19 protein-coding genes are annotated in these 18,091 nt (G+C 49.6%); 6 read left to right on the top strand and 13 right to left on the bottom strand.

Annotation, left to right across the window (positions count from 1 at the left end; genetic code table 11):
* Window positions 1-50: 50 nt before the first annotated feature.
* On the top strand, window positions 51-1,985 hold the full coding sequence (rnb, locus tag QUF14_RS07985; protein WP_000484993.1) for an exoribonuclease II: 1,935 nt from the start codon (window positions 51-53) through the stop codon (window positions 1,983-1,985).
* Between the two features lie 76 nt (window positions 1,986-2,061).
* On the opposite strand, the gene QUF14_RS07980 is transcribed toward rnb, so the two are convergent.
* Window positions 2,062-2,166: a hypothetical protein gene (locus QUF14_RS07980; protein ID WP_000221855.1), complete on the bottom strand. Its 105-nt coding sequence runs from the start codon at window positions 2,164-2,166 to the stop codon at window positions 2,062-2,064.
* A 53-nt stretch (window positions 2,167-2,219) separates the two neighbouring features.
* Here QUF14_RS07980 and pdeR point away from each other — a divergent pair, with 53 nt between their 5' ends.
* On the top strand, window positions 2,220-4,205 hold the full coding sequence (gene pdeR, locus QUF14_RS07975; RefSeq protein ID WP_000859969.1) for a cyclic di-GMP phosphodiesterase: 1,986 nt from the start codon (window positions 2,220-2,222) through the stop codon (window positions 4,203-4,205).
* Here pdeR and ymiD read toward each other — a convergent pair.
* Window positions 4,187-4,315, bottom strand: coding sequence for a protein YmiD (gene ymiD / locus QUF14_RS07970; RefSeq protein WP_213054491.1), 129 nt, complete (start codon window positions 4,313-4,315; stop codon window positions 4,187-4,189). The genes pdeR and ymiD overlap by 19 nt on opposite strands.
* A 37-nt stretch (window positions 4,316-4,352) precedes the next feature.
* Here ymiD and QUF14_RS07965 point away from each other — a divergent pair, with 37 nt between their 5' ends.
* The 3 genes from QUF14_RS07965 to osmB all read left to right on the top strand — a co-directional run bounded on the left by QUF14_RS07965 (window position 4,353) and on the right by osmB (window position 5,852).
* Complete coding sequence (locus tag QUF14_RS07965) at window positions 4,353-4,526, top strand: YciZ family protein (protein WP_001288368.1); 174 nt, start codon at window positions 4,353-4,355, stop codon at window positions 4,524-4,526.
* 89 nt (window positions 4,527-4,615) lie between these two features.
* On the top strand, window positions 4,616-5,365 hold the full coding sequence (gene yciT, locus QUF14_RS07960; RefSeq protein ID WP_001088605.1) for a DNA-binding transcriptional regulator YciT: 750 nt from the start codon (window positions 4,616-4,618) through the stop codon (window positions 5,363-5,365).
* Window positions 5,366-5,633: 268 nt separating this feature from the next.
* Entirely contained in the window at window positions 5,634-5,852 is a 219-nt protein-coding gene (gene osmB / locus QUF14_RS07955; RefSeq protein ID WP_000498253.1) for an osmotically-inducible lipoprotein OsmB, read from the top strand.
* Window positions 5,853-5,977: 125 nt separating this feature from the next.
* Here the strand turns inward: osmB and yciH are convergent, their stop codons facing one another.
* The 5 genes from yciH to pgpB form a co-directional block, all read right to left on the bottom strand.
* Window positions 5,978-6,304: a stress response translation initiation inhibitor YciH gene (gene yciH, locus QUF14_RS07950; RefSeq protein WP_001353236.1), complete on the bottom strand. Its 327-nt coding sequence runs from the start codon at window positions 6,302-6,304 to the stop codon at window positions 5,978-5,980.
* Window positions 6,304-7,041, bottom strand: a complete 738-nt coding sequence (gene pyrF / locus QUF14_RS07945) for an orotidine-5'-phosphate decarboxylase (RefSeq protein WP_000176265.1) — start codon at window positions 7,039-7,041, stop codon at window positions 6,304-6,306. The genes yciH and pyrF overlap by 1 nt, the downstream gene beginning before the upstream one ends.
* A 191-nt stretch (window positions 7,042-7,232) precedes the next feature.
* Window positions 7,233-8,402: a lipopolysaccharide assembly protein LapB gene (lapB, locus tag QUF14_RS07940; RefSeq protein WP_000891338.1), complete on the bottom strand. Its 1,170-nt coding sequence runs from the start codon at window positions 8,400-8,402 to the stop codon at window positions 7,233-7,235.
* 6 nt (window positions 8,403-8,408) lie between these two features.
* The gene (lapA, locus tag QUF14_RS07935) at window positions 8,409-8,717 is read right to left on the bottom strand and encodes a lipopolysaccharide assembly protein LapA (protein WP_000876284.1); all 309 of its coding nucleotides are present in this window, start codon (window positions 8,715-8,717) and stop codon (window positions 8,409-8,411) included.
* Window positions 8,718-8,865: 148 nt separating this feature from the next.
* Window positions 8,866-9,630, bottom strand: coding sequence for a phosphatidylglycerophosphatase B (gene pgpB, locus QUF14_RS07930; RefSeq protein WP_001256551.1), 765 nt, complete (start codon window positions 9,628-9,630; stop codon window positions 8,866-8,868).
* Between the two features lie 169 nt (window positions 9,631-9,799).
* On the opposite strand from pgpB, the gene ribA reads away from it, so the two are divergent.
* Window positions 9,800-10,390: a GTP cyclohydrolase II gene (ribA, locus tag QUF14_RS07925; RefSeq protein WP_001176295.1), complete on the top strand. Its 591-nt coding sequence runs from the start codon at window positions 9,800-9,802 to the stop codon at window positions 10,388-10,390.
* A gap of 63 nt (window positions 10,391-10,453) precedes the next feature.
* On the opposite strand, the gene acnA is transcribed toward ribA, so the two are convergent.
* The 6 genes from acnA to topA all read right to left on the bottom strand — a co-directional run bounded on the left by acnA (window position 10,454) and on the right by topA (window position 17,912).
* Complete coding sequence (gene acnA, locus QUF14_RS07920) at window positions 10,454-13,129, bottom strand: aconitate hydratase AcnA (protein WP_000099555.1); 2,676 nt, start codon at window positions 13,127-13,129, stop codon at window positions 10,454-10,456.
* A gap of 163 nt (window positions 13,130-13,292) precedes the next feature.
* Window positions 13,293-13,388 carry a small membrane protein YmiC gene (ymiC, locus tag QUF14_RS07915; RefSeq protein WP_001310756.1) on the bottom strand — a complete coding sequence of 32 codons (96 nt, stop codon included), beginning with the start codon at window positions 13,386-13,388 and terminating at the stop codon, window positions 13,293-13,295.
* A gap of 113 nt (window positions 13,389-13,501) precedes the next feature.
* Window positions 13,502-13,669, bottom strand: a complete 168-nt coding sequence (locus QUF14_RS07910; protein ID WP_001353237.1) for a YciX family protein — start codon at window positions 13,667-13,669, stop codon at window positions 13,502-13,504.
* 2 nt (window positions 13,670-13,671) lie between these two features.
* Window positions 13,672-13,812, bottom strand: a complete 141-nt coding sequence (locus QUF14_RS07905) for a YmiA family putative membrane protein (RefSeq protein ID WP_001300896.1) — start codon at window positions 13,810-13,812, stop codon at window positions 13,672-13,674.
* A 318-nt stretch (window positions 13,813-14,130) separates the two neighbouring features.
* The gene (cysB, locus tag QUF14_RS07900) at window positions 14,131-15,105 is read right to left on the bottom strand and encodes an HTH-type transcriptional regulator CysB (RefSeq protein ID WP_000776253.1); all 975 of its coding nucleotides are present in this window, start codon (window positions 15,103-15,105) and stop codon (window positions 14,131-14,133) included.
* 209 nt (window positions 15,106-15,314) lie between these two features.
* The gene (topA, locus tag QUF14_RS07895; protein ID WP_024212192.1) at window positions 15,315-17,912 is read right to left on the bottom strand and encodes a type I DNA topoisomerase; all 2,598 of its coding nucleotides are present in this window, start codon (window positions 17,910-17,912) and stop codon (window positions 15,315-15,317) included.
* Window positions 17,913-18,091 lie beyond the last annotated feature (179 nt).

Genomic DNA, 18,091 nt, shown 5'->3' with positions numbered 1-18,091 from the left:
GATTCGCGTAAAACTGTCAGCCGCTCTAATGGCCACCAAAATAGACAATTATGTTTCAGGACAACCCGCTGCTAGCGCAGCTTAAACAGCAACTGCATTCCCAGACGCCACGCGCTGAAGGGGTGGTAAAAGCCACAGAAAAAGGCTTTGGCTTCCTGGAAGTCGACGCGCAAAAAAGTTATTTCATTCCGCCGCCGCAGATGAAAAAAGTCATGCATGGCGACCGAATTATCGCGGTGATCCACAGTGAAAAAGAACGTGAATCCGCAGAGCCAGAAGAACTGGTTGAACCGTTTCTGACTCGTTTCGTGGGTAAAGTTCAGGGCAAAAATGACCGTCTGGCCATCGTTCCTGATCATCCACTCTTAAAAGACGCCATTCCTTGCCGCGCAGCCCGTGGCCTGAACCACGAGTTTAAAGAAGGCGACTGGGCGGTTGCCGAAATGCGCCGTCATCCGCTGAAAGGCGATCGTTCTTTCTATGCTGAACTAACACAATACATCACTTTTGGTGACGACCACTTTGTACCGTGGTGGGTTACCCTGGCGCGCCATAACCTGGAAAAAGAAGCACCAGACGGCGTCGCTACCGAAATGCTCGATGAAGGTCTGGTTCGTGAAGATCTGACAGCGCTGGATTTTGTCACCATCGACAGTGCCAGCACTGAAGATATGGATGACGCCCTTTTCGCTAAGGCGTTGCCGGATGACAAACTTCAGCTGATTGTGGCGATTGCCGATCCAACCGCGTGGATTGCTGAAGGCAGCAAGCTGGACAAAGCCGCGAAAATTCGCGCATTCACCAACTATCTGCCTGGCTTCAACATCCCTATGCTGCCTCGCGAGCTTTCTGACGATCTCTGCTCACTGCGCGCCAATGAAGTCCGCCCGGTACTGGCATGCCGCATGACGCTCTCCGCTGATGGCACCATTGAAGATAATATCGAATTCTTTGCCGCCACCATCGAATCCAAAGCGAAGCTGGTGTATGACCAGGTCTCTGACTGGCTGGAAAATACCGGTGACTGGCAGCCTGAAAGTGAAGCAATTGCCGAACAAGTCCGTTTGTTAGCGCAAATTTGCCAACGCCGTGGCGAGTGGCGTAATAACCACGCACTGGTATTTAAAGATCGCCCGGATTACCGCTTTATTCTCGGTGAAAAAGGTGAAGTGCTGGATATCGTCGCCGAGCCTCGTCGCATTGCCAATCGTATCGTCGAAGAAGCGATGATTGCCGCTAACATTTGTGCGGCCCGCGTACTGCGCGATAAGCTCGGTTTTGGCATCTATAACGTGCATATGGGCTTTGATCCGGCGAATGCCGACGCGCTGGCGGCGTTGCTGAAAACCCATGGTCTGCATGTCGATGCCGAAGAAGTGCTCACGCTGGACGGTTTCTGCAAACTGCGTCGTGAACTGGATGCGCAACCAACTGGTTTCCTCGACAGCCGCATTCGTCGCTTCCAGTCATTTGCTGAAATTAGCACTGAACCCGGTCCTCACTTTGGCCTCGGTCTGGAAGCATACGCCACCTGGACTTCGCCAATCCGTAAATATGGCGACATGATCAACCACCGTCTGCTGAAAGCGGTTATCAAAGGCGAAACTGCGACGCGTCCGCAGGATGAAATCACTGTCCAAATGGCCGAGCGTCGCCGTCTCAACCGAATGGCAGAACGTGATGTTGGCGACTGGTTATACGCACGCTTCCTGAAAGACAAAGCCGGGACCGACACCCGTTTCGCGGCGGAAATTGTCGATATCAGCCGTGGCGGCATGCGTGTGCGTTTGGTTGATAACGGCGCTATCGCCTTTATTCCAGCACCTTTCTTACACGCTGTGCGCGATGAACTGGTTTGCAGCCAGGAAAACGGCACTGTACAAATTAAAGGTGAAACGGCTTACAAAGTGACCGACGTTATTGACGTCACCATTGCCGAAGTCCGCATGGAAACCCGCAGCATTATTGCACGCCCGGTCGCGTAATCTCCTTTCACGGCCCATTCCTCATGAATGGGCCGTTTATTTCCCCGCTCCACCTTCGCCATATCCCGGCAGATTTTTAACTGACTTTCGTTTGAAAACTGGCGTTTTTCCAAAACTGGATTACAAATAAATAGATAAAAAAAACAATGCGTTTAGCCGCCGTTAATTTCATGTAAGTCATGTTGTTCCTTTTATTTAACCGCGAACTCCGCTGTTAACCGGAGGATATGCATCATGAAAACCGTTAGGGAGTCCACAACGTTGTACAACTTTCTCGGATCGCACAATCCATACTGGCGGTTGACGGAAAGCAGCGATGTTTTGCGCTTTTCTACCACCGAAACCACAGAACCTGAACGTACGTTGCAGTTATCTGCCGAACAGGCTGCTCGCATCAGGGAAATGACGGTCATCACTTCCAGCCTGATGATGAGTCTGACCGTCGATGAAAGCGATCTTTCTGTGCATCTGGTAGGACGAAAAATCAATAAACGGGAATGGGCTGGCAACGCGTCGGCATGGCATGACACACCGGCGGTTGCTCGTGATTTATCACACGGGCTTTCCTTTGCTGAGCAGGTAGTTTCTGAAGCACATTCCGCAATAGTGATTCTCGACAGTCGGGGGAATATCCAACGCTTCAATCGGTTATGTGAAGATTACACAGGGTTGAAAGAACACGACGTCATTGGGCAAAGCGTGTTTAAACTGTTTATGAGCCGTCGTGAAGCTGCGGCATCCAGGCGCAATAACCGTGTATTTTTTCGAAGCGGCAATGCATATGAAGTCGAACTGTGGATACCAACACGTAAAGGCCAGCGGCTGTTTCTGTTTCGCAATAAATTTGTCCACAGCGGCAGTGGCAAGAACGAGATTTTTTTAATCTGTTCCGGCACCGACATTACCGAAGAGCGCCGCGCTCAGGAGCGACTGCGTATTCTGGCAAATACCGACAGTATCACCGGACTGCCGAATCGTAACGCAATGCAGGAGTTAATCGATCACGCCATTAATCAGGCAGATAACAATAAAGTTGGGGTTGTGTATCTTGATTTGGATAATTTTAAAAAGGTCAACGACGCTTATGGGCATTTGTTTGGTGACCAGCTATTACGCGAAGTGTCATTGGCCATTTTAAGCTGTCTCGAACATGATCAGGTGTTGGCGCGTCCAGGTGGCGATGAGTTTCTGGTACTGGCATCCAATACCTCACAAAGCGCGCTGGAAGCAATGGCATCACGAATTTTGACCCGCTTACGACTCCCCTTCCGCATTGGTTTAATTGAAGTTTATACCAGCTGTTCAGTGGGTATTTCACTCTCTCCCGAACATGGTTCGGACAGCGCGGCTATTATTCGTCACGCCGACACAGCAATGTACACAGCGAAGGAAGGCGGACGAGGACAATTTTGCGTTTTTACCCCAGAAATGAATCAGCGGGTATTTGAATATCTCTGGCTGGATACCAACTTGCGTAAAGCACTGGAAAACGATCAGTTGGTTATTCACTATCAACCGAAAATCACTTGGCGTGGCGAAGTACGCAGTCTGGAAGCTTTAGTACGTTGGCAGTCACCTGAACGTGGGTTGATTCCACCGTTGGACTTTATTTCCTACGCCGAAGAGTCAGGGCTAATTGTGCCTTTAGGCCGTTGGGTGATTCTCGATGTCGTACGCCAGGTGGCGAAGTGGCGGGATAAAGGCATTAACCTGCGAGTGGCGGTAAACATTTCTGCACGTCAGCTCGCCGATCAAACCATTTTCACCGCCCTGAAACAGGTTCTCCAGGAACTCAATTTTGAATACTGCCCTATTGATGTTGAACTGACGGAGAGCTGCCTGATTGAGAATGATGAACTGGCACTGTCTGTTATTCAACAATTTAGCCAACTAGGTGCGCAAGTGCATCTGGACGATTTTGGTACCGGCTACTCTTCACTTTCGCAACTGGCGCGCTTTCCGATCGATGCGATTAAACTTGACCAGGTTTTTGTTCGAGATATTCACAAACAACCTGTATCGCAGTCGCTGGTCCGGGCGATCGTCGCTGTGGCCCAGGCATTGAATCTTCAGGTGATCGCTGAAGGAGTGGAGAGTAAAAAGGAAGATGCTTTTTTAACCAAGAACGGGATCAATGAGCGGCAAGGATTTTTGTTTGCCAAACCGATGCCCGCCGTCGCCTTCGAACGCTGGTATAAACGCTATCTGAAGCGCTCATAAGTAGATGAATATATATACTTAGCGATGTATTCCGTCATTATATATCGTATTCCCGGATGATAATTAGCCGTTGCCGTTAAACACTTCTCTTTTAGCGGCAATTTTTGCATTATTCACTTTCCCCCTTTTGCTATAAGGATGTCCTTGATGTCTGAATTTGATGCCCAGCGCGTTGCCGAACGTATTGATATTGTGTTAGATATCCTTGTGGCAGGCGATTACCACTCTGCGATCCATAATCTCGAGATACTTAAAGCAGAACTCTTGCGCCAGGTTGCTGAATCTACGCCAGACATCCCGAAGGCACCGTGGGAGATTTAACAATCGTGCCTTCAGGTTTTCCTATTTGAGGATGCCCGGCGCGTCAGTATTTTTTTATTAAGTATTATAACGTTATAAGAATTACAGCGATGAATTCCCGACAACAAACTATTCTACAGATGGTCATTGACCAGGGTCAGGTTAGCGTAACCGATCTGGCAAAAGCCACTGGAGTTTCTGAAGTTACCATTCGCCAGGATCTCAACACCCTCGAAAAACTGAGTTACCTCCGCCGTGCACATGGTTTTGCAGTTTCGCTTGATAGTGATGACGTCGAAACCCGTATGATGAACAACTATACGCTGAAGCGTGAACTCGCCGAGTTTGCCGCGTCACTGGTTCAACCGGGCGAAACCATCTTTATCGAAAATGGCAGCAGCAATGCCCTGCTCGCCCGGACTCTGGGCGAGCAGAAGAAAAATGTCACGATCATCACGGTCAGCAGCTATATTGCACATTTGCTGAAAGACGCGCCTTATGAAGTCATTTTACTCGGTGGCGTGTACCAGAAAAAAAGCGAAAGTATGGTTGGCCCTTTGACACGTCATTGCATCCAACAGGTGCATTTCAGCAAGGCATTTATTGGTATTGATGGCTGGCAGCCTGAAACTGGGTTTACCGGTCGCGATATGATGCGTACCGATGTGGTCAATGCCGTGCTGGAAAAAGAGTGCGAAGCGATAGTCCTGACTGACAGTTCGAAATTTGGTGCTGTACATTCATACTCCATCGGCCCCGTTGAGCGATTCAATCGCGTGATTACCGATTCGAAAATACGCGCCAGCGATCTGATGCATCTTGAGCACAGTAAACTCACCGTTCACGTCGTTGACATTTAACCATTTCCCTTCTCTACGGATGATTTGCTGTTTTGCAAATCATCCGCTCTAAGATGATTCCTGGTTGATAATTAAGACTATTTACCTGTTATTAACACTCTCAAGATATAAAATTATTGTCAGCGATATAACAGGAGGTCATTATCACCTGCGTGATATAACCCTGCGCGCGAGCGGATTTCACGGAATAATTTCACCAGGCTTATTCTTAGCTATTATAGTTATAGAGAGCTTACTTCCGTGAATCATAAATTCAGGAGAGAGTATTATGTTTGTAACGAGCAAAAAAATGACCGCGGCTGTTCTGGCAATAACCCTGGCAATGTCTCTGAGTGCCTGTTCTAACTGGTCTAAACGAGACCGTAACACCGCAATTGGCGCGGGCGCAGGTGCATTAGGCGGTGCAGTACTGACCGATGGCAGTACGCTGGGTACATTAGGTGGTGCAGCCGTCGGTGGTGTTATTGGTCACCAGGTCGGTAAATAATCGTAAATAAATGTCGATTATCGACTCGCAATTATAATACGCTTGATTCTGTTCAGTACGAAATAACTGAATAATACACACAGTAAAATATTCTAAAGCCACGGATATATCCGTGGCTTTTTATGTTAACCGCCGGCGAGTTTTACCTTCATCCCTTTCGCTTCAAGCAGTGATTTTAATAAATCGCGCTTATCACCCTGGATTTCAATAATTCCATCTTTAACTGCCCCGCCGCAGCCGCATTTTTTCTTCAGTTCCGCTGCCAGTTTTGTCAGTTCGGCATCATCGAGATCGACACCGGTAATCAAGCAAACGCCCTTACCTTTACGTCCACTGGTCTGACGCTGAATACGCACCACACCGTCGCCTTTAGGGCGTACAGGGGCCGCTTTTGGCTCATCAATACGTCCGGTTTCCGTTGAGTAGACCAGACGGCTGTTGGAATCACTCATCATGCACTCCGCTGTAAAGAGGCGTTGATCGCTTTCAGCGTTTGCGCTGGATCTACCGATTGCGTTACCGGGCGACCAATCACCATATAATCAACACCAGCCGCCAACGCCTGTTCTGGCGTCATAATGCGGCGCTGGTCACCAGCTTCACTCCCCTGCGGACGAATGCCCGGCGTAACCAGTTTGAACTCCTGACCGAATACCTGTTTAAAGCGCACAGCTTCCTGAGCAGAACACACCACACCATCAAGGCCACATTTTTGCGTCAGTGCCGCCAGACGTTCTGCATAATCTGCAGGTGACAGCGTCACGCCAAGATCGGCCAGGTCGCTGGCTTCCATGCTGGTCAACACCGTCACAGCAATCAAAAGCGGTGCATCTTTGCCAAACGGGACGAGTGCCTCACGCGCTGCGGTCATCATACGCGCCCCACCGGAGGCGTGAACATTCACCATCCACACGCCTAAGTCAGCTGCAGCGGCGACAGCGTGCGCTGCAGTGTTGGGAATATCGTGAAATTTCAGGTCGAGGAAGATATCAAAACCACGCTGTTGAAGTTCGCGTACAAATTGAGGTCCAAACAGCGTAAACATCTCTTTGCCGACTTTCAGACGACAATCGCGTGGGTCGATCTTGTCGACAAAGGCCAGCGCGGCATCACGATTATGATAATCAAGGGCAACAACCACAGGAGAATTCGTAACAGCGCGGGAAGAAGATGAAGCAGTTAACGTCATGACCAGACCTTCTTGATGATGGGCACCGGAAGTGGCGCGAAACAGGTAAACGGCGAGCATTCTACCCGTGGAAATAAAAAATTAACAGTTGCGATTTCTCCCCTGGCAGGCTTTTCTGCGCCCGAGTTACCGGAGCACAATGGAACATTAATAATAAGTATGTTGTAACTAAAGTCGGATTTTTTTAAAAATTACAGGCCATCAAGACCGCGAATCGGTTTAATGGTTGACCAGGCCCGACAAGATGGACAATGCCAGTAGAGGGTGTATGCGGTAAAACCACATTTCTGGCAGCGATAACGAGGCTTACTACGCACCTTCTCGCCAACCATGTCACGCAGCACCATCAGACTCTCTTTGGCACGCCCTTCTTCCGCTTCATTTAAGTGGTAATCCATTAGCTTATGGAACACACGCATGGTCGGATGACGCTGAAGCTGACGCGTAATATAGACCTGTGCGGCCTCACTACCGTCGCGCGCTTCGATGATGTCCGCAAGCATTAGTTCAGCATCGGCACCGGTGTTCTCTTCCACCGCGCGCTGCAGGAACTCTGCCCATTCGGCAGTTTTACCCAACTGCTGGTAGCAGGTTTGCAGCATTTCCAGCGTTTCGCTGACCAGTTCTCTGTCCTGGGATATCACGCGTTGCAAACTTTCGACGGCTTTGGCGTATTCTCCTTTCGCCATAAATACGCGTCCCATCATGATGGATACGCGGGCGCTGTTTTTATCTGCCGCCGCACCTTTTTTTAACAAGGCCATGGCACGATCGAGATCGTCGCTGGCCATATGCTGTAGGGCTAACTCGCAGTAGAAATGAGCAATTTCGACGCGCTGCTTATCTTTACCCAGCTTCACCAGGCGTTCGGCAACATCAATTGCTTTCTGCCACTCGCTGGTAGCCTGGTAGATTTGTAGCAACTGTTGCAGCGCGCCAATGCGGAAGTCAGTTTCATCGGTCAGTTGATTGAACATGTCTTCCGCGCGGTCGTATAACCCGGCGGCCATGTAATCACGCCCCAGTTGTTGAATCGCCAACAGACGCTGTTCATAGGTCAGCGAGGCGCTTTCCATTAGGGTCTGATGGATGCGAATAGCGCGATCAACTTCGCCACGCGAACGGAACAGGTTTCCGAGCGTAAGGTGGGCTTCAACGGTACCCGTATCCTCTTTAAGCATATCGAGAAACAGGTCTACCGCTTTATCCTGTTGATTACTAAGCAGAAAGTTAACCCCCGCTACGTAATCACGCGACAAGCGGTTGGCTTCATCTTGCTTGTTTTGTTGCGCACTTCTGCGGCCCATATACCAGCCATAGGCAGCGGCTACAGGCAAAAGCAGAAACAACAACTCCAGCATAGAAAGTTATTCCTTCGCCGCTGACGAATGCGGCGCTACAGCCACGTCAGTCGCGGGTGAAAGCTGGTTTTCCAGTCGCTTTATTTTACGTTCAGCGCGCGCCAGGGAAACACGAACTCGCAGCCAGAACAGGCCGCAAATCAGCCAACCGATAGCAAACCCCGCAGCAAACAATACCGCCAGCAATGTGGAAATACGGTACTCCCCTTGCGCTAACAGATAATTAAACGTCACCTGTTGATCGTTCTGCGCACCCAACGTGACCGAAATCACGAAGATCGCTAACACCAGTAAGAAAATGAGTAAATATTTCACATTACTTCCCGTTATGTGGTTAGAGCGAATAAATTATGGTCAACTTACCGCAATAGCCCTTTAAAGTACCATTTTCGCGCCGTCTGCGAAATGGCAACCACGCGCATTGTTGATGATTTAAGGGCTAAATTCAGAAAATCAACCAGCGTTAACTTTCTTGTTCTCGTTGTGCAATTTCGCGATTTTCTTCCGCAGGTGGTGTTAATGGCCCACAAATTCGTTGCGCAAGCCACGTTGCCACCGCCACCAGCGCCCACGAAATCAACGTAGCTACCACCAGATCGCGTGGCCAATGCATCCCGAGCAGCAGGCGGCTTCCCATGACTCCGGTTGCCCATACCAGCAAGATAGCAATAGTTAACGTTCGCCGACGCGGCCATAGCAAACCAACGGCCAGCAGCGCCCAACTGGCAGCAAACATCGTGTGACCGGAAGGAAAGGCAAACCCCGTCTCTTTCTGCCAGTGTGAACGCAAATATTGTGGGATATTATTCTCTTCAGCCAACTGTTCTTTCACTAAATTTCCGCGTTCTGCTCGCTTTAAAGTGTAGAACTCATCAACCGGAATATGATGTGTTTTTTCCAGCCAGATTACAAAAGGTCGTGGTTCCTGGACTTTGTCTTTGATCCAGGATTTAACGCCTTGTCCCACAAGGATTGCCGCCGCCAGAATGGCAAATAACATAATGGCAGCCTTAATGCGAAAACGCAGACACCAGAGAAACCAGCCGAATAAAATCAAATGTGTAATGACGCCCCAGGGCTGAGTGACAGTTTCAGTAACCCAAAAAGCCGCTTTTAGTAGCCAACTTTGTTCTCCAGGTTGCCAACGCCAGCCAGAAATCCATACGGCTACCGGCATAACAAGCAATAGTGCAGCTCCCACTGCGGTACGTCTGGCAATCGAACGCATGGCATCTCCTTTTTGATAAGTCCCACAATCATAACTGAAAATGCCAGTTCCAGGAAAAATTGACAGATTTGTGCCATTCCGTGAACGATCGACGCGTCGTGATTAGGTGAACCCCTTCTCGTTATGGCAAAATAAGCCAATACAGAACCAGCATTATCTGGAGAATTTCATGCAGCTTAAACGTGTGGCAGAAGCCAAACTGCCAACCCCATGGGGCGATTTCCTGATGGTGGGATTTGAAGAACTGGCAACCGGACACGATCATGTCGCGCTAGTCTATGGCGATATTTCCGGGCATACCCCGGTACTTGCGCGCGTCCATTCCGAATGTCTGACCGGTGACGCCCTGTTCAGCTTGCGCTGCGATTGTGGCTTCCAGCTCGAAGCGGCACTGACGCAAATTGCCGAAGAAGGCCGTGGTATTTTGCTGTATCACCGTCAGGAAGGTCGTAACATTGGTCTGCTGAATAAAATCCGCGCTTATGCACTGCAGGATCAAGGTTACGATACTGTAGAGGCTAACCACCAGTTAGGCTTCGCCGCTGATGAGCGCGACTTCACTCTTTGCGCTGATATGTTCAAACTCCTTGGCGTCAATGAAGTCCGCTTGTTAACCAACAACCCGAAAAAAGTCGAAATTCTGACCGAAGCAGGGATTAATATTGTTGAACGCGTACCGTTGATTGTAGGTCGTAACCCCAATAACGAACATTATCTCGATACCAAAGCCGAGAAAATGGGTCATTTGCTGAACAAATAACCCTCTTGCATTGTTTAATTCATTTGCTTGCCGGAAGCAAAATAACCGGCAAGCAAATACTCGTTACTTCAACATATTACGAATGACATAATGCAAAATGCCGTCGTTCTGGTAGTAAGTCAACTCCGTCGCGGTGTCGATACGACAACAGCAGGGTACGACTTCCTGGCTACCATCCGCGCGCGTAAACGTCACCGGAACCGTCGCACCGGGTTGTAGACTTTGCAGATCGACAATATCAATCTTCTCTTCCCCGATTAGCCCTAACGTTTTACGCGTCACGCCTAGCGGAAATTCCAGCGGCAGGATGCCCATGCCAATTAAATTCGAACGGTGAATTCGTTCAAACGATTCGGCAATCACAACACGAATACCAAGCAGACGCGGACCTTTTGCTGCCCAGTCACGGCTGGAGCCTGATCCATACTCTTTCCCGGCAATCACCGCCAGCGGCGTTTGCTCCTGCTTATAGCGCATCGCGGCATCATAAATAGAGACGACATCACTGTCAGGTAGATGCCGCGTCATCCCCCCTTCAACGCCAGGCACCATTTCATTACGAATGCGAATATTGGCGAAGGTGCCGCGCATCATCACTTCATGGTTACCACGCCGCGAACCGTAGGAGTTAAAGTCTTTGCGCTCAACACCCCGACCTTGTAGATATCGCCCCGCCGGGCTATCGGGCTTAATGCTGCCCGCCGGAGAAATGTGGTCAGTGGTAACCGAATCCCCCAGCATTGCGAGGATCCGCGCACCGTGAATATCTTCCACAGGTGCTGGTGTTGCCTGCATTTCATCAAAGAAAGGCGATAAGCGAATATAGGTTGAATCCTCCTGCCAACCGTAGGTATCGGATCGCGCAACGTTAATCTCTTTCCATTCCGCCGTGCCTTCAAAAACTTCTGCGTACTCTTTGCGGAACATTTCTGTGGAGACTTGTTCTACCGCACGGGCAATTTCTTGTGCCGATGGCCAGATATCTTTCAGATATACCGGATCGCCTTTACGATCGTGACCAATAGGCTCAGAAGCGAGGTTAATATTCATATTTCCCGCCAGCGCATAGGCAACCACCAGCGGCGGCGAGGCCAGCCAGTTAGTTTTAACCAGCGGATGGATACGGCCTTCAAAGTTACGGTTGCCGGACAGCACCGCACCGACGGTTAAATCGCCTTTTTTGATTGCCGTTTCGATAGGATCGGGCAATGGACCAGAGTTACCAATACAGGTGGTACAACCGTATCCCACAAGGTTAAATCCCAGTTCATCCAGATACGGTGTCAGTTTCGCTTTTGCCAGATAATCAGAAACGACTTTCGAGCCTGGTGCCAGCGACGCTTTGACCCACGGTTGCCGCTTGAGGCCCAGAGTTACAGCTTTTTTCGCCAGCAAACCTGCGGCCATCAGCACACTTGGGTTAGAGGTGTTGGTGCACGACGTTATCGCAGCAATGACCACCGCGCCATCAGGTAACTGATACTGATGTCCGTTCATAACATAATCGACCGGCTGGCGATCTTTATGCGTGGCATTTACTTCCAGTTCGTTACTGGCGGCAAATGCTTTTGGTACATCGGGCAGTGCAACGCGATCCTGTGGGCGTTTTGGCCCTGCCAGGCTCGCTTCAACGTCATTCATATCCAGTTCTAACGTACTGGTAAAAATCGGTTCATCGCCCGGGTTTCGCCACATGCCCTGCGCTTTGGCATATTTTTCGACCAACTCGACCTGATCTTCGCTGCGCCCGCTTAAACGCATGTAATCGAGGGTGACAGCATCGATTGGGAAGAAGCCACAGGTGGCACCATATTCTGGCGACATATTGGCAATGGTGGCGCGATCCGCCAGCGGTAGTGAATCCAGCCCATCACCATAAAATTCGACGAATTTCCCCACCACGCCATGTTTGCGCAGCATTTGGGTAACGGTGAGTACCAGGTCTGTGGCGGTAATACCTTCACGTAATTTTCCGGTGAGTTTAAAGCCCACTACGTCAGGGATAAGCATGGAAACCGGCTGGCCTAACATTGCGGCTTCGGCTTCGATCCCACCAACGCCCCACCCCAGCACGCCGAGGCCGTTTATCATGGTGGTGTGCGAGTCAGTACCAACGAGTGTATCCGGATAAGCAATCCATTCACCGTCCTGCAATTCGCTCCACACTGCTTTGCCGAGATATTCGAGGTTAACCTGATGGCAAATGCCTGTGCCTGGCGGCACGACGCTAAAACGACTGAACGCCTGCTTTCCCCATTTCAGGAACACATAACGTTCGTGGTTGCGCTCCATTTCCAGGCGCACGTTTTCTTCAAATGCCTCATCATCACCAAAACGATCGACGGTCACCGAGTGGTCAATGACCAGGTCGACCGGTGAGAGCGGGTTAACCTTTGCAGTATCGCCGCCGAGGCGTTTAACCGCTTCGCGCATTGCCGCCAGATCAACAACGGCAGGTACGCCGGTAAAGTCCTGCATCAGCACCCTTGCCGGGCGGTAGGCAATTTCACGGTCAGCATGGGCATTTTTCAGCCATCCCACCAGCGCGTAGATATCCTCTTCGGTAACCGAGTTACCATCCTGCCAGCGCAGCAGGTTTTCGAGCAAAACTTTGAGTGACTTAGGCAGACGGGTGATATCGCCCAGTGATTTGGCAGCAAGCGGCAGGCTGTAGTAGTGGTAAGTTTTATCTTTGGCCTGCAACGTGTCCTTACTGGCTTCTCGTAGGGTTGACGACATAGCTCCTCCTTAATGACAGGGTTGCGAAGCCCTGATTCTCTTCAGGGTGAATATTAAAGATAACACAAACATTGCGTAACGATTTGATAACAACCCAAATTGATAAAAGAGGAGAAACCTTGTGGCAAAGCAAATGAAAACCCCGCCGCAGCGGGGTCAGGAATCAGTGAGTAATGATCCAGAGGAGTTCGGCCCAGAAGAGCATCGACAGAGAAAATGCGCCCATCCAGGACCAATATTTCATATTTGTGTTGATCATAGGCTACACCCTTAACGGTTATTACTTTGTGTTGAGATAACTCAACCTGTTATTGCTGCGGTGTATTAAAAGCCCTTTAATTCATTAAAAATGGGTAATAAGAATGATGATAATTATTGTTTCGGCTGATCATCTTCAGCAAACAGTTCTATAAAGGCTTGCTGCTGCGTTGTTAGTTGCCAGTCGTCTGGAATAACGACGGAACATTCCCGTTTCGTTACTGGTTCATTGTCACTATGCTGACATAATGGTGACGACTCCAGTTGCTCCTGACCGACCATAGTTATCCCCACACTTTCCAAATCAGCAGTGCGACAACCACCCAGAAAAGTGCAGAACCAAGAAATACCGCTAGCCAGGCTTTGCGTTTTAATTCAGGGTCCCGGCGGGGTTCCTGATTTCCAGAAGGCATTGCTAACCTCATATAATCGCCATCACTTATCAGCAAGACGTTGAACGATTGGTGTAATTAATCATACGATGAGACAAATCCTAAAGAAACTTTAGTCAAAAATCCAGCGAATTTACGAATCGTCTCCAGTGAATAATTCAATCTTTTGACCTGAAATAGATATTTGAAAACTGGAGTTTGCGAGGCGGGTAATTAGACACTACTTTACAGGTAATTTACCCTATAAATATGAGGGATAAAAATATTGTGCACGGTATACAAATAAGCAACAAAAGAGAATATATTCCGGCACCTTCGCTACATAAAAGGTGCCGAAAATAACGCAAGAAATTATTTTTCCGGCAGTTTTATATCTTTAAACATGACCTCAATTTCTTCATTAGAGCGCAATGCGACAGCCGCATCAACGACATCACGCGTTAAATGCGGTGCAAAACGCTGAATGAAATCATACATATAACTGCGCAAAAAAGTACTACGGCGAAAACCAATTTTGGTTGTACTGTGGCTGAAGATATCGTGAGCATCAACGCGCACCAGGTCGGGATCGGCGACCGGATCCACCGCCATGCTGGCAATAACCCCTACCCCCAACCCTAACCGGACGTAAGTTTTAATGACGTCAGCATCCGTTGCCGTGAAGACGATACGCGGCGTTAACCCTGCGCGGTTAAAGGCAGTATCCAGTTCTGAGCGTCCGGTAAAGCCGAAGGTATATGTCACCAACGGATATTGCGCCAGTTCTTCAATGGTAATGGCTTTTTTGCCTGCCAGCGGGTGATCCGGAGTGACTACAATAGCACGATTCCAGTGGTAGCACGGTAACATCACTAAATCTTCATACAGATGCAGCGCTTCTGTGGCGATAGCGAAATCGGCATTGCCTTTAGAGACAGCATCAGCAATTTGTGTCGGCGAGCCCTGGTGCATATGCAAAGAAACGCGAGGATAACGCTCAATAAAGCCTTTGATGACGTTTGGTAACGCATAGCGTGCCTGGGTATGCGTGGTGGCGATATACAGCGAGCCTTTATCCGGCCAGGTGTGCTCTCCGGCGACCGATTTTATAGCATCGACTTTCGACAGGACTTCACGAGCGATACGAATTATTTCTTGTCCTGCTGGCGTTACCTGCGTCAGGTGCTTGCCGCTTCGGGAAAAAATTTGAATGCCTAGCTCGTCTTCCAGCATTCTGACTTGTTTACTGATCCCGGGTTGTGATGTGTAAAGTCCTTCCGCCGTTGATGAGACATTCAGGTTATGATTGACCACCTCAACAATATAGCGAAGTTGTTGTAATTTCATGTTAAACCATCCACTTAGACGCCATCAGAACATCGTTTTTTCGTCACACCTGGCGGGTGACTAATACGATTTAATAATAAAAAAGGTGCTAACTATAACCACTATATCATTTATAGCCTTAGTGTATAGGTGTGAAGAAAAAATAATATGCAATAAAAAAGGGCCGCTTTCGCGACCCTTTGTTTATAATAACCTGACAGAATTAAAGGTTATTTTTTCCCTTCAACCCATTTGCCATCAACATAAAATGCTGACCAGCCAGTCGCCTTTCCGTCTTTTTCCGAAGAGACATATTGCTGTTTGGTTTTACGGCTAAAGCGAACCATGGTCTTATTACCTTCCGGATCCTGCGGTGGCGCATCGGCCAGATAACGCAGTTTTTCCGGCAGACGGTCGCGGAAGCGATAAAGCTCTTCCACCAGTGGCGCACGTGTTTCACGCGATTTCGGGAAGGTATTGGCCGCCAGGAACACACCGGCAGCACCGTCACGCAGCACGAAATAAGCATCTGATTTTTCGCACGGCAGCTCCGGTAATGGCACCGGATCTTCCTTCGGTGGTGCCACTTCGCCGTTACGTAAAATCTTACGTGTGTTTTTACACTCTTCGTTAGTGCAGGCCATGTATTTACCGAAACGCCCCATTTTCAGGTGCATTTCAGATCCACATTTTTCACACTCAACGATCGGGCCGTCATAACCTTTAATGCGGAATTCGCCCTCTTCGATCTCGTAACCGTCGCAGGTTGGGTTATTACCACAGACATGCAACTTACGTTTCGGATCGATGAGATAGCTGTCCATCGCCGTACCGCATTTCGGGCAACGACGTTTTGCGCGCAACGCATTGGTTTCAGCGTCTTCGCCTTCCAGCACGTTCAGCACTTCGTTTTCCGGCACCAGGTTAATGGTGGTTTTGCAACGCTCTTTCGGCGGCAGAGCGTAGCCGGAACAGCCAAGGAATACCCCGGTGCTCGCTGTGCGAATACCCATTTTGCGACCACAGGTCGGGCAGTCGATGCTGGTCAGAACCATCTGGTTCGGGCGCATACCCCCCTCTTCGGGATCTTTTTCAGCTTTATCTAACTGCTGGGTGAAATCCGAGAAGAAGTGATCCAGTACAGCTTTCCACTCTGCTTCGTGATTTGCCACCTGGTCGAGGCTGTTTTCCATCTGTGCGGTGAAGTCGTAGTTCATTAACTCACGGAAATTCTCTTCCAGGCGATCGGTGACGATTTCGCCCATTTTTTCCGCATAGAAACGACGATTTTCTACTCGCACATAGCCACGATCCTGAATGGTCGAAATGATCGACGCGTAGGTAGACGGACGACCGATACCGCGTTTTTCCAGCTCTTTAACCAGCGATGCTTCACTGAAACGGGCTGGCGGCTTGGTAAAGTGCTGGGCTGGTGTCAGTTCAACGAGCGTCAGAGCATCGCCTTTATCGACTGCCGGTAAGATACGATCTTCATCGCCTTTACGCAGCGCAGGCATCACTTTCGTCCAGCCATCAAAGCGCAAAATACGACCGCGTGCTTTCAGGCGGAAATCGCCCGCACCAACGGTCAGCGTCGTGGAGTCATATTTCGCTGGGGTCATCTGGCAGGCAACGAACTGACGCCAGATTAACTGGTACAGTTTCTGCGCATCTGCTTCCATATCCTTCAGCGATTCCGCCATCACATTGACGTCAGAAGGACGAATCGCTTCGTGCGCTTCCTGTGAGTTTTCTTTGCTGGCGTACTGATTCGGACTTTCCGGCAGATATTTCTTACCAAAATTATCGCTGATATAACCGCGAACCATATTTACTGCGTCCTGACTCAGGTTGGTGGAGTCGGTACGCATGTAAGTGATATAGCCTGCTTCATACAAACGCTGCGCCATCATCATGGTTTTTTTCACGCCAAAACCAAGACGGGTGCTGGCAGCTTGTTGCAGCGTAGAGGTAATAAAAGGAGCGCCAGGTTTACTGGTTGTCGGTTTGTCTTCACGTTCCAGCACGCTGTAGCGCGCTTTTTCCAGCAGACTTACCGCAGCCTGAGTTTGTTCTTTGTTGACCGGGCGGAACGGTTTGTCGTTCTGATGAGTCACCTGCAACGCCAACGCATCACCAGATGGCGTGGTCGTGCTGGCATCGACTTCCCAGAACTCTTCCGGTACGAACGCTTTAATTTCACGCTCACGCTCGACCACCAGGCGGACCGCCACCGACTGCACACGACCTGCAGACAGACCACGAGCGATCTTTTTCCACAGCAGCGGCGAAACCATATATCCCACCACGCGGTCCATAAAGCGACGCGCCTGCTGGGCATTAACACGATCAATATTCAGCTCACCTGGTTTGTTAAATGCCTGGCGGATCGCGTTTTTAGTAATTTCGTTAAACACAACTCGGCTATAGCGCGCATCATCACCACCAATCACTTCCCGCAGGTGCCATGCAATGGCTTCCCCTTCGCGGTCAAGGTCGGTTGCGAGATAGATGTGGTCTGCTTTTTCAGCCAGTTGTTTCAGTTCAGAGACGACCTTCTCTTTACCAGGCAGCACTTCATAGTGCGCCTCCCAATTGTGCCACGGGTCAACCCCCATACGGTTGACGAGAGCGCCACGTTCATCCTTTTTAGGCTTTTTAGCCGTCTTGGTGGAGGTAGAGTCGGCACTCTTTTTGGCAGCTGAGCCACTGGTCGGCAAATCGCGGATGTGACCGACGCTGGATTTCACCACGTAGTCACTACCCAGATACTTGTTGATCGTTTTGGCTTTTGCCGGGGACTCAACGATGACAAGAGCTTTACCCATATTCACCTTACCTAATTTGATTCTTCCAGGAATGCGTCGCACGTTGATAAACCTTCCACTGGCAACGAGTTACCGATATGGACTCGTTCTCTGCGGATATCAACCCCTTGTCGTGACTCTGTTCACGAAAATTCAGGTGACTGAGTTAACAGGTCTTGGCCTACAGGCGCTATAGCACG

Source organism: Escherichia sp. HH091_1A, assembly GCF_030295175.1.
In the GTDB taxonomy this organism is placed as follows: domain Bacteria; phylum Pseudomonadota; class Gammaproteobacteria; order Enterobacterales; family Enterobacteriaceae; genus Escherichia; species Escherichia coli_F.
This window is presented reverse-complemented; position numbering and strand designations above follow the sequence as displayed.

Excerpts from the sequence above, each read along its gene's own strand:
- rnb (WP_000484993.1), top strand. The coding sequence starts at position 51 with ATGTTTCAGGACAACCCGCTGCTAGCGCAGCTTAAACAGCAACTGCAT.
- QUF14_RS07980 (WP_000221855.1), bottom strand. The coding sequence starts at position 2,166 with ATGACTTACATGAAATTAACGGCGGCTAAACGCATTGTTTTTTTTATC.
- pdeR (WP_000859969.1), top strand. The coding sequence starts at position 2,220 with ATGAAAACCGTTAGGGAGTCCACAACGTTGTACAACTTTCTCGGATCG.
- ymiD (WP_213054491.1), bottom strand. The coding sequence starts at position 4,315 with ATGCAAAAATTGCCGCTAAAAGAGAAGTGTTTAACGGCAACGGCTAAT.
- QUF14_RS07965 (WP_001288368.1), top strand. The coding sequence starts at position 4,353 with ATGTCTGAATTTGATGCCCAGCGCGTTGCCGAACGTATTGATATTGTG.
- yciT (WP_001088605.1), top strand. The coding sequence starts at position 4,616 with ATGAATTCCCGACAACAAACTATTCTACAGATGGTCATTGACCAGGGT.
- osmB (WP_000498253.1), top strand. The coding sequence starts at position 5,634 with ATGTTTGTAACGAGCAAAAAAATGACCGCGGCTGTTCTGGCAATAACC.
- yciH (WP_001353236.1), bottom strand. The coding sequence starts at position 6,304 with ATGAGTGATTCCAACAGCCGTCTGGTCTACTCAACGGAAACCGGACGT.
- pyrF (WP_000176265.1), bottom strand. The coding sequence starts at position 7,041 with ATGACGTTAACTGCTTCATCTTCTTCCCGCGCTGTTACGAATTCTCCT.
- lapB (WP_000891338.1), bottom strand. The coding sequence starts at position 8,402 with ATGCTGGAGTTGTTGTTTCTGCTTTTGCCTGTAGCCGCTGCCTATGGC.
- pgpB (WP_001256551.1), bottom strand. The coding sequence starts at position 9,630 with ATGCGTTCGATTGCCAGACGTACCGCAGTGGGAGCTGCACTATTGCTT.
- ribA (WP_001176295.1), top strand. The coding sequence starts at position 9,800 with ATGCAGCTTAAACGTGTGGCAGAAGCCAAACTGCCAACCCCATGGGGC.
- acnA (WP_000099555.1), bottom strand. The coding sequence starts at position 13,129 with ATGTCGTCAACCCTACGAGAAGCCAGTAAGGACACGTTGCAGGCCAAA.
- ymiC (WP_001310756.1), bottom strand. The coding sequence starts at position 13,388 with ATGATCAACACAAATATGAAATATTGGTCCTGGATGGGCGCATTTTCT.
- QUF14_RS07910 (WP_001353237.1), bottom strand. The coding sequence starts at position 13,669 with ATGGTCGGTCAGGAGCAACTGGAGTCGTCACCATTATGTCAGCATAGT.
- QUF14_RS07905 (WP_001300896.1), bottom strand. The coding sequence starts at position 13,812 with ATGAGGTTAGCAATGCCTTCTGGAAATCAGGAACCCCGCCGGGACCCT.
- cysB (WP_000776253.1), bottom strand. The coding sequence starts at position 15,105 with ATGAAATTACAACAACTTCGCTATATTGTTGAGGTGGTCAATCATAAC.
- topA (WP_024212192.1), bottom strand. The coding sequence starts at position 17,912 with ATGGGTAAAGCTCTTGTCATCGTTGAGTCCCCGGCAAAAGCCAAAACG.